Origin of the sequence: Paraglaciecola sp., from assembly GCF_030730205.1 — a bacterium.
Lineage (GTDB): Bacteria > Pseudomonadota > Gammaproteobacteria > Enterobacterales > Alteromonadaceae > Paraglaciecola.
In genome coordinates this window covers 1-8,742 of the sequence record NZ_JANQVQ010000277.1, presented here as the reverse complement: position 1 = coordinate 8,742, position 8,742 = coordinate 1, and the positions used below count along the sequence as shown (strand labels likewise).

General features: G+C 42.5%; 6 protein-coding genes. All 6 read left to right on the top strand.

Annotation, left to right across the window (positions count from 1 at the left end):
* Positions 1 to 500 precede the first annotated feature (500 nt).
* The gene (locus NWQ57_RS17905; RefSeq protein WP_306023538.1) at positions 501 to 1,310 is read left to right on the top strand and encodes a hypothetical protein; all 810 of its coding nucleotides are present in this window, start codon (positions 501 to 503) and stop codon (positions 1,308 to 1,310) included.
* Positions 1,311 to 1,312: 2 nt separating this feature from the next.
* A complete protein-coding gene (locus tag NWQ57_RS17900; RefSeq protein ID WP_306023537.1) occupies positions 1,313 to 6,052 on the top strand; it encodes an RHS repeat-associated core domain-containing protein in 4,740 nt (1,579 codons plus the stop codon).
* A gap of 1 nt (position 6,053) precedes the next feature.
* Positions 6,054 to 6,566, top strand: coding sequence for a hypothetical protein (locus NWQ57_RS17895; protein WP_236130262.1), 513 nt, complete (start codon positions 6,054 to 6,056; stop codon positions 6,564 to 6,566).
* A gap of 507 nt (positions 6,567 to 7,073) precedes the next feature.
* A complete protein-coding gene (locus NWQ57_RS17890; protein WP_236130261.1) occupies positions 7,074 to 7,910 on the top strand; it encodes a transposase in 837 nt (278 codons plus the stop codon).
* A gap of 161 nt (positions 7,911 to 8,071) precedes the next feature.
* Positions 8,072 to 8,281 carry a hypothetical protein gene (locus NWQ57_RS17885; RefSeq protein ID WP_236130260.1) on the top strand — a complete coding sequence of 70 codons (210 nt, stop codon included), beginning with the start codon at positions 8,072 to 8,074 and terminating at the stop codon, positions 8,279 to 8,281.
* Between the two features lie 9 nt (positions 8,282 to 8,290).
* A partial coding sequence (locus tag NWQ57_RS17880; RefSeq protein WP_306023536.1) for an ankyrin repeat domain-containing protein occupies positions 8,291 to 8,742 on the top strand: 452 nt, incomplete at its 3' end.

The window sequence follows — 8,742 nt, the reverse complement described above, 5'->3', positions numbered from 1 at the left end:
GAGCGAATAGCAGAAATTTCTCCCCACATCATTAGGCACATGCGAATGTCTGCTTTACTGCACAAGCTGACATAATGCTTTTTAATTTGATTGAAGACTCATCGTATAGCGAAAGCCTAATATCCATCATTCACATTAATTTTTATGCTTTTTTAAGTCGAACTTAAATGACTTAGATGCCAAAGTATAACGACCTTACCAAAGTCTTAATCACCAGACTGGACTTCCCAGACTATTTCTAAGTCAGTGAGTGGCATGTTTTAATGGAATACCACCGGCTTTAACCCATAACTGCAGTTGCCCCCCTTAAAAACGTTTTGTTAAAATTGACGTTGTGGTGATTCAAATAATTAACACATCCAAATGTTAAATATAAAAACATTTTTTCATTACATTCTTGACATGGTTATTCATTGGGCTACCTTGTTAAATCTTAGGTTAATAAAAATAACAATATAAACAAATAATTGATTGTAAATCAAAACACGGAGGTTGCACTTATGTTTAGGGTCTTACTCATTGCTTTTTTATTCCTACCACCAACACTTTATGCAAAAACGAGTGCTGAACTTTCTGAAGAAACAAAACAAACGCAAGAGCAAGCCTCACTTATGATGGAATGTGATGTGGCGACAATTGGGGGGTATTGCGCGCCTCAAGTGCCGCAATACACGCAAGCCACCCTTTCTGGGCAAACCGTAAGTTTACAATGGGTAGTAAACAGCAGTTATGATTATTTTCTTATCGGCCAGGCAACCAATAGCAGCTGGGGTAACGATGATATTCTTTACAATAATAGTCAGAGCCGTTTCCTTCAAGCCGGAAATAGTTACCTATTTCGCGTCGCGGCTTGCAGTAATTTACATGGTTGCAGTGATTACGCCTATACACAAACGTTTAATATTACAGGTGGCAGTCCGACAGGGACATATATCAAAGCACCTGCAGATTTAACGGCATCATTCTCCGGCAACACTTTAACAGTAGCATGGGGTGCTGTTTCTAACGTGTCATCATATCGGATCAGACAGAACGTGAACGGTGTTTGGCAACCTGAAATCAATAAAGGTACAACCCGGACCCATAATGTCGCCATCAGCACAAATAACATTTATAGCTATCAAGTTCGTGGATGTAACGCCTCTGCACAATGCTCAGATTGGTCTCATGTCTTAACGATTAATACCTCCGCAGCAGTGACCTACATACATACCGACATCCTAGGTAGTGTGATTGGTGAGAGTAATCAAGCGGGTAGCATGCTTAAAAAGACGGAACTTAAACCCTTTGGTGAGCGCAAGGAGCAATAATCATGAATACTAAATTGACTGTATCGGTTCTCATTTTTGGGTTTTTATCGTTCAGCACACAGGCATACTCTCAAAAAGAGCGAGAGGAGCTATCAGCATTGTTTATGAATGCGATGGAAAGTCATTCGGGCTTGCGGTTACTCGAAGCAGAGCAAGCAAATTCATCCCGGGTAATGTCTACGGGCAGTCACGATAAGCTAAAACTGATGACTGAGCTTGCGCTATCTAGGATGGAAGTTAAAGAGCATATTACACCAGAGACAACCGCCTTATTTGGTGACAAGGTTGACTTAAACACAGGCTCAATCACTTTTCAACATACTGACATTGCATTAAAAGGCAATAATGCATTGCCTGTTGAAATACGTCGCAGCTATCGAGGCTCTAAGAATAATCGCGGCAACAATGCCAGCTTTGGTGATTGGAGCTTGGAGATCCCAAGTATTACCACAACCACGCTTGAATATCGTCCGGGTCAACTCAGCCATTTTCCAGGTTGTGGACGATTGGAGCCTGAATGGGTTGATACCGAGTTTGCAACAGTAGGGGCTATGCAATATTGGAGCGGTGACACACTGGATATTCCAGGCGTGACCAATCAGAAGCTCAGAATGGCCTACGATGCAGGAGGAGGGATACAAAATGCGCGGTATGCTGATAACTGGAAAATTAATTGCCTTACAAACCGATACGGTTTTGAGGCAACGTCTCCCGAAGGCGTTATCTATACGTTCGATGTCGTCAGACTGGTGCCCTCAACCTTGGTTCAGGTAGAGCAAGAAGCTGACGTGCTCAATCCAAACTACGATGCTGCCGTGCTATTGCGTTCATATACCCTCAACATTCAGGTCAGTAAAATTCGTGATCGCTTTAATAATGAAGTCAATTTTGAATATCAGTCAGCAACATTACCGTATGGCAGCGCCAGTCAGTTTTTAACATACTCCAATAAATTGACTAAAATTTCTGCTACAGATGGCCGAGAAATCAATATTGTCTATGAGGCGGGGCAAAATACGGACAGAGTATCGAAGATCACTTCTCATGGTAGAGAATGGCATTATGCGTATAACACCGTATATGACAATCGGGATTTACTGTACAAAGATGTACTCAAGTCAGTTACTCGCCCTGACAACAAAAAATGGGAATTTAATTTAACGTTTGATCTCTATGGCGGTATCAGCGCATCGCAACCAACACTGGCAGACTGTGCTGTTATATCACCTCAGGATAACGTGTCTACGTTAACCCATCCTGAGGGAGCCGTGTTTGTTTTAACGCACAGAGCGGCCCAATTTGGTAGAACCAATGTACCCTATTCTCCACCCGGCGGAAGTGCCTCGCCTTGGTATGGGGAGCATAATGTTGGACGGTGCTTGACGAACCCGGCCATTGCTAAAAAAGAGCTTCAATTTAACAATAATTCACTCGTTTGGAACTACCAATACTCTCAAAACGCGGGCTCACCAAGACAAATGACGACAACCCCTCAGCCTGCAGCATTATCTGGATTACCTTTTGCGCCGGCGGGTCATTCCCTGATGAATTTGCGCTCTACATCCGTCGTCAATCCAGACGGAAGTAAAACTGTGCATGTGTTTAACCGAAATTTTGGCGTACTTGAAGGCAAAGAGGTATTGACACTTTACTACGATACTAATGCTTCTAGCTTATTAAAAGCGGTTGAAACCAGCTACGTCACAGTACCTAAAGTGGGTAAGGTAAGGATGGTTTCTTGTAAGCCTTCACAATATCCTGTAATCGAACTTATCAGCGATGAATGTCAAAAAGTGTTTGAAAATCAAGCAATGCATGAAAACAACATTTATCCTGGAAACCTTAAAACCACCCTTTATAGTAATGGCTCACCAACGTCGTTTTCTACCACCTATAGCCAGTATAATATCTACGGACAACCAGGCTTAGTGTCAGAAACGGGGCCAAGTGGTACGCGCTACAAGCGGTTTAACTATCAACATGACACTGCATTATGGGTGCTGAACTTACCCACAACGACTGAGTTATCGTCTAACAATAGTAGCTGGACGACTGTCAACCAAACGACTTACTATGCTGCTAATTCTGCGAGTAAATTACTTCCTCATCAGGAATATCAATTCGGCTCACTCATCAGTTCAAACACTTACCATACCAGCGGTGGTGCTATCGGAAATCTGTTACGCCAGACTTACAATGCGCCAAATCGTTGGGTCGAATTCAATAATTATAAGCGTGGTATCCCCCAACAAATTACCTTACCTGGCCGTTATACCGCATCTGCTGTTCAAAGTGCCTATCAAAGTGTCAACGACCGTGGTGAAATACAAAGTGTTACCAACTTTAGAGGCCACACGTCAAGCTATGCTTATGATGCCCTAGGACGATTATCGTTAATTACGCCTCCCGCACCTTGGGCCCCTACGGTCATTGATTACAGCAGCCAAAATGGGCGTTTTGTTCAAACAATAACACGGGGGGCTTATGAAAAGCGGATTGAGATGGATGCGTTGTTCAGGCCATTATTAACCCGTGAACGTGATACGGCGCGCAATATCAACGTGTATGTACGCCAGCAATTTGATGCTTACAACCAACCTGTATTCACGTCGTTTCCTAGTGAGAATGACGACGAACCCAATGGTCAGGCAACCCTTTACGATGGATTACAGCGGGTTAAACGGCAATACTCCACCGTCGATAACACGGGTGTTGACTATTATTATTTAACGAACAACCGGGTAGAAACAGTTGATAGTTTAGGCAACCGCAGCACAACCACCTTTCGGGCGTTTGGCTCACCCGAGCAGAAACTTCCCACCCTTATCAGTCAACCAGAAGATGTTTCAACCGCGATTAATTACTCTGTATTTGATAACGTTTCAAGTGTCCTTCAAGGGGGCGTGACAGAATTGCGTTTTTACAATGCGCAGCAGCGGTTATGCCGTTTGTATCGTCCTGATGTAGGCGCGACGGCATATGATTATAACATCGTAGGTGATGTCATCTGGGAAGCTAAAGGCGCATCAGGTGCGAATAACGCTTGCTCCACGGCCAGTGTACTGGCAAGTGAAAAGATTAACTTTACGTATGACAACATCGGAAACATCCGGCAAATCAGCTATCCAGATGGTAGTGGTAACAGTGTATATACGTATGATAATCAGGGAAGCTTAACAAATCTGACCTCGGGTTCAACAGCTTGGGAATATCAATACAATTCACAAAGCATGGTTGAGAAGGAGACCCTTTTAGTGGATGGTCTCGCGTTTGTTCTCGACCCATCCTACAACGGTCTGGGACACATGACATCACTAAGCTATCCGTCAGGCCGAAATGTTAGTTTTACGGTGGATGCATTAGGGCGTTCGCTTAGCAGCGGCAGTTATGCGACGAATGCGCAGTACTTTCCAAACGGGCAGCTTAAAAGTTTCAACTATGGTAATGCGTTAACGTTTAATCAAACTTTGGATAATCAGCAAAGGCCAGAGCTACGCCGAGTGAGTCAATCGGCTAACTTACTGTCTCAACTTTATAGTTATGATAGCAATAGTAATCTTACTTCAATAACCGATGCTGTAACGCCGTCAAATAGTATGACTAATATGACGTATGATGGCCTTGGCAGATTAAAAACAGCGAATGGATTTTGGGGCGCTGGCAGTTTTAGTTATGACGCACTGGGGAATATTACCCGCAAGACGTTGGGTGCACAGGACATTATTTATTCCTATAATGGCAATAACCAGCTTGCCAGTATAAGTGGTAGTCTGAGTCAAAGTTTTGGTTACGATAACCGGGGTAATGTTACCAATAATGGTGTAAGGGCCTTTAACTTTAACCGCGCTAATCGCTTAACCAGCTCAGGCACTAACAGCTATGTATATGACGGCCATGGCCGACGGATAATCAAAAACAAAAACGGCGCAAAAACCTATAGCTTGTACAACAGCGCCGGGGTTTTGATGAGCACTTATGAAAATAATGGTTATACCGACTATTACTACTTAGGTAGCCAACTGGTCGCCAAATATGCCGATCCAAGAACTCAATCGGACGAACCAGGCTATACCGGCCATGTGGAAGATAACGATCTGCAGTTAACTTATATGCAGCAGCGGTATTATGACCCGGTTGTTGGGAGGTTCTATTCGAATGATCCGGTTGGGGCCGTAGAGCACCTTAGTAACGCAGAAGGGATAATGGGTTTTAACCGTTACTCTTACGCAGTCAATAATCCATATAAATATACCGACCCAGATGGACGTGTAGTAGTGGTTGCTTCAAGGAACTTGGACATTGATTACGGTATTGGAAAAGCTGGATCTCATTCAATGGTTATCGTATCCACTGGCAAGGGAGATCCTGTCATACTAAGTAGTTTAGAAGTAAATGGTAAGAATGTATTTGGTAAAAATCATGCTGCTGATGTTCAAGCGCTAGCAAATGGCGATATAACTGATTCTATAGTTATTCAGCCTCCTGAGGGCATGACATCAGACCAATTTGACCGAGCAGTATTGAGCCAAGGTGAATTTATGGCAACTTTGGAGCCTCTGGACTATTCGGCGATACCCGCATTGGATGGTGGAGCAACCCCTAATGAAGGAAACTGCCATACTAGCACTAGAAACTTAATCAATGGTGCTGGGGGAGCAATTCCTAAGGAATTTAATCCCTCTGGATTTAACCCAGACTTGCATAGTGGGCGGTCAACTAGTGAAAGACCAGAGAATCAGTGAAATGAATAAAATCAAACTGTTCACAATCGCTTCAATTGCAATTTTCATTTTGATAATTTTTGATTTGTATGTGTTTAGACCTTCTGGTGTTTATTCATATTCAGCAGGTGAAGCCTATGGCTTTGCTATTGGAATGAGTAAAAAGCAGGCTTTAAATGCGATATATTTAAAGAGTCAGAGTTCGGTTCTTAAAACTAGAGAACCTTTCAGCGAGCGAGTTATTACTAATGAATATAAACTCGAATTAAACGTTGAGCAAATTCAGTCAGATTATTGGGTCATATATGAATCTGCAAAGTTTAGTTATTTATTAATTTTTAAAGACGAGCATATATCAAGGATTTTAGGGTTTTCCCGCAGGTTAGGTGAACTGCAAACAGGGCTTTCTTTGTTTACCGTAATGGACAAAAGTGAAGACAAGACTTACAGGGATGTTTTCAAAGGTCTAAACCAAGAAGAAATAGACTCCCTGATTCTAGCGCAAAAAGAATGGGCAAATGTATACATAAAGTAGATTAGCGACTCTAATCTCTACGCACGTTAGCCAGAGAAATAAAGAAAGCAAAGTAAAATTTGGCCCCGATTGAATCCAACCACATCGCCTCGCACTCGCGGGGCTTTGTTTTTTGCTCTCAATAAGCCCAAATCCATAAACTTAGCTATACTGATAACATGCTGTAATACATAAATTTATTGATGATATGTTTTGTTTCTTAGTGTCGATAAATGTATATGCAGGCACGATACTATGATCCAGTTATAGGGCGGTTCTAGAGTAATGACCCTGTAGATTTCTTAGGGCATATGCAACGCGGAAATCCAACGATGGGTTTTAATCGTTATGCATATGCTAATAACAACCCATATAAATATACTGATCCTGATGGCGAGTTTTTACAATTAATTGGTATGGCAATCGGAATGTATAGTGCGGGAACCTCAGGGTCAGGTCTTGCTTTTTGCCTTTTCTGCCAGATGGGCTAGAGTTTAGCCACAGCCAACACCACCTGGAGTATGCAACATGGCAAGGCCACTGAGATTGGAATTTGCAGGGGCGCTTTACCATATCACCAGCCGGGGCAATGAGCGTAAAGCCATCTATTTTGACGATACCGATTTCGAACTGTTTTTAACGCTGCTGGATAAGGTATGCGAGCAGTATAACTGGTTGGTACATGCCTATTGCTTGATGACGAACCACTATCATTTGCTGGTAGAGACACCCGATGCCAACCTCAGTAAAGGTATGCGGCAACTTAACGGCACTTTTACCCAGGCGATAAACCGAAAACACCAACGGGTAGGGCATTTTTTTCAGGGGCGCTATAAAGCCATATTGGTCGACAAAGATGCCTATTTGCTGGAGCTAAGTCGCTATATTGTGCTTAACCCCATCCGAGCCAATATGGTACAGGTGTTAGATGACTGGCCATGGAGTAGCTGGCATGCGGTGATGGGGGCAACAGTTTCCCCCTCCTGGTTGGCAACAGATGCGTTACTGAGTATGTTTGGCAAACAACGTAAAACTGCCAGAGAAAAATACGCAGACTTTGTGCAGCAGGGCCAGGGTATTGCCGTATGGGATAAGTTGACGAATCAGCTTTTTTTAGGTAGTGACGACTTTGTGCAAAGCCATTTAGCACTGTTAACTGAGCCGGATAAGTTAGCTGACATTCCGAAAAAGCAGCGGCGCGTTGCTGCTAAAACGCTGGCAGAATATGAACAATTAGCAAAAACGCGAAATGAAGCTATTACTGCAGCGCACAATTCCGGCGCTTATACTCTGAAGCAGATTGGCAATCATTTTGGCTTGCATTACTCGCGGGTGAGTAAGATAGTGGCAAAAAGCAAGACCTGACCCTGAGGTATTATAATGCTGCTCAGAGATATGTCGATGTTACAGATAAGTTAATTTACAATGATTCAGGGTATAAAAAGCACGGCAACTCACCAAAAAAATCTTCGGGTGAAATTATTTCCCCTAAACCAACTGATGGTCAAGCTGCCCTAGATAATTCTGTGCCGCTTGGAAAAAATACTGATGCTCGTGTAGGCGTCGACGTCAATAATAAAGAAGTTGTTATTCTCAAAAATAACGGAACACCAAGTAATGAATATCATGGCTATGTCCCAGAAAAGCTAAATACTAAAGAAGCAAATGTGGTGAGGGAAAAATTTGATGGCATTGTTGACGTTAGTAACAATGGAACCTGCAAGGTTAAGTGCTAAGGACGAAACATGAAGCCATTGAACTATTATGGTTCATCTATTAAAGCCACCCCGCTACATTATTGTGAGACATATGATGAAGCGATACAATACCTTGAGCAAGGATGGCGAGGTGATGAACTATGTAAAGGTATTTCCCCATACTTGCATTGTTGCAATGATATCCAGATTCTCGAAGAGTGTCTTAAGCGTGGAGCCAAGACAAGCAATGATTTTTTGCAGACATCGGCTTTGCATAGCCATAGCAAACTTAGTTTCATAAAAATATTAGTTTCGTATGGTGCCGATGTTAACTACGTAAATTGGAATGGTTCAACACCTTTACACAAAGCAAATAATTTAGGAGTCATAAAATTTTTAGTGTCGAAAGGAGCGAATCCAAATATATTAAATAATGACGGATTATTACCAGGAGACGATTATCCTTCAGGAATTAAATGGGAAAAAATGAAAAATTATCT

Coding starts and splice junctions, on each gene's coding strand:
- NWQ57_RS17895 (WP_236130262.1), top strand. CDS start 6,054: ATGAATAAAATCAAACTGTTCACAATCGCTTCAATTGCAATTTTCATT.
- NWQ57_RS17890 (WP_236130261.1), top strand. CDS start 7,074: ATGGCAAGGCCACTGAGATTGGAATTTGCAGGGGCGCTTTACCATATC.
- NWQ57_RS17900 (WP_306023537.1), top strand. CDS start 1,313: ATGAATACTAAATTGACTGTATCGGTTCTCATTTTTGGGTTTTTATCG.
- NWQ57_RS17905 (WP_306023538.1), top strand. CDS start 501: ATGTTTAGGGTCTTACTCATTGCTTTTTTATTCCTACCACCAACACTT.